Genomic DNA, 2,204 nt, shown 5'->3' with positions numbered 1-2,204 from the left:
CCGCCGCCGAGGCGGTGACGCTGGCGATCGCCGGCCACAGCGACGGCGCCGACGCCGTGCTGGTGGGCGGGCATCGACGCAGCCGCCTGGCCCCGGCGATCGCCAACCACGTCGTCGTCGCCCCCCACCGCGTGGACCTGTTCGTCGGCACCATCCGATCCAACATCGCGATGCGCCACGACGCGCTGGGTGACGACGCGCTCGGTGACGACGCCCCGGGTGATGCCGCGCTGGGTGGCAAGCCAATTGACGACGACGACAACCCGATTTCCGATGAGGTCCTGGCGGCCTCGGCCGTCGCGGAGATCGTCGAGCACCTGCCCGACGGGCTGGACCACGTGGTGCAGGAGGGGGGACGCAACCTCTCCGGCGGCCAGCGTCAGCGGATCGCGCTGGCCCGCGCCCTGCACGCCGACCCGGATGTGCTGGTGCTGCACGATCCGACCAGCGCCGTGGACGCGGTGACCGAGTGGGAGATCGCCCAGGCCGTGCGCCGCGTGCGCACGAGTCGGCCGGGGCAGGCGACGCTGATCGTCACCTCATCGCCGCCGTTCCTCGCGACCGCCGACCGGGTGGTCCACCTCCCGCGGAGCGGTGAGACGCATTCCGGCACCCATCTCGAGCTGCGCGAGACCTCCGCCTCCTACCGATCGGCGGTCGACCGATGAGCAGCACCGAAACCAGCAGCACCGACACGAGCAGCACTGACACCAGGGCTGCAGAAGCGCCGGACAGCGCCGGGGCCCTGGTCACCACGGGGACCCTTCCACTGGCGAGCGGCCGCGAGTCCCTCGCCGTGCTGTCACCGCTACTCACCGAACGCCGCCTCTACCTGATCCTGGTGTGCCTGACCGGCCTGGTCGCGTCCGTCGCGGGATTGGTGGCGCCGTGGGTGATCGGCTGGCTGGTCGACGTCCTGCCCGGGAGCCAGAACTACACCGCGGTGTGGGTGGGCGCGGGGGCGATCGCCGCCGCAGGCATCGTGGGCGCCGGCTGTGCCTGGGCGGGCCAGGCGTGGCTCGCCCGGTTGACCGAGCCCACGGTGGCTCGGTTGCGCGAGATGGTGATGGACCGCTCCCTGCAACTGGGCGCCGCGCAGATGGAGACCACCGAGACCGGCGACCTGGTCTCCCGCGTGGCCGAGGACGCCCGCGAGATCAGCCAGGCCGCCACCGCCGTGGTCCCGCTGGTGGTGCAGTCACTGTTCACCGTGATCGTCTCGGGGATCGGCCTGGCCGCGGTCGACTGGCGGCTCGGACTGGTGGGGCTGGTCGCGCTGCCCATGTACTGGACCACCCTGCGCTGGTACCTGCCCCGGTCCGGCCCCATCTACGCCGCGGAGCGGGCAGCATTCGGTACCCGCGCCAGCCGACTCCTCGGCGGCATCACCGGATCCCGGACCCTGCACGCCTTTGATGCCCAGGACTCCGAGCTGGACCGGATCACCGCGGCCTCCGGGCACGCGCGGGACCTGTCCATCCGGGTGTTCTACTTTGTCACCCGCGCCTTCAGCCGGAACAACCGCGCCGAGGTCACGGTCCTCGGGCTGCTGCTGGTCGTCGGCTTTGTCCTGGTGGACGCCGGCACCCTCACCGCCGGCGCCGTGACCACCGCCGCGCTGCTGTTCCACCGGCTGTTCAACCCGATCGGCGCGCTAGTGGGCATGGTCGACCAGGTCCAGTCCGCCGGGGCCTCGCTGGTCCGGATGGTCGGGGTGATCACCATGCCCGTGCCCGACCGCACGGCCACGCTCGAGCCCGTCAACGACGAGCCCGGCGCCCAGCCCGTCACCAACCAGCCCCTCACCAACCAGCCCGGCGCCCTCGAGCTGGCCGGCGTCAGCCACTCGTACGGCGAGGGAGCACCTGCCCTGATCGACGTCGACCTGACCCTCGCGCCGGGCGAGGTGGTGGCCGTGGTCGGCTCCACCGGTGCAGGCAAGAGCACCCTGGCGCTGGTCGCCGCCGGGTCCGTGGTCCCCACGCGCGGTACCGCGCGGATGGAAGGGGTGTCGCTGGCCGAGGTCGACCCGCTCGCCCTGCGCCAGCGCATCACCATGGTCTCCCAGGAGGTGCACTCCTTCGCGACGTCGATCGTCGAGAACGTCCGGGCTCCCCGCCCCGAGGCCGGCCTGTCCGAGGTGCGCGCGGCCCTGCAGACCGTGGGGGCCGACTGGGTGGACGACCTGCCCGACGGAGTCGACA

Annotated in this window: 2 protein-coding genes; both read left to right on the top strand. The window is 72.5% G+C overall.

Annotation, left to right across the window (positions count from 1 at the left end):
• Nucleotides 1-668 (top strand): ABC transporter ATP-binding protein (locus G6018_RS17590; protein WP_182618070.1); only part of this gene is annotated, 668 nt, incomplete at its 5' end.
• Nucleotides 665-2,204: ABC transporter ATP-binding protein (locus G6018_RS11820; protein WP_182639695.1), on the top strand; the 1,540-nt coding region annotated here is incomplete at its 3' end. The genes G6018_RS17590 and G6018_RS11820, both read left to right, overlap by 4 nt.

This window comes from Dietzia sp. DQ11-44 (assembly GCF_014145205.1).
In the GTDB taxonomy this organism is placed as follows: Bacteria; Actinomycetota; Actinomycetes; order Mycobacteriales; family Mycobacteriaceae; genus Dietzia; species Dietzia natronolimnaea.
The sequence above is the reverse complement of the archived record's forward strand: the minus strand, read 5'-3'. Positions and strand labels throughout refer to the sequence as shown.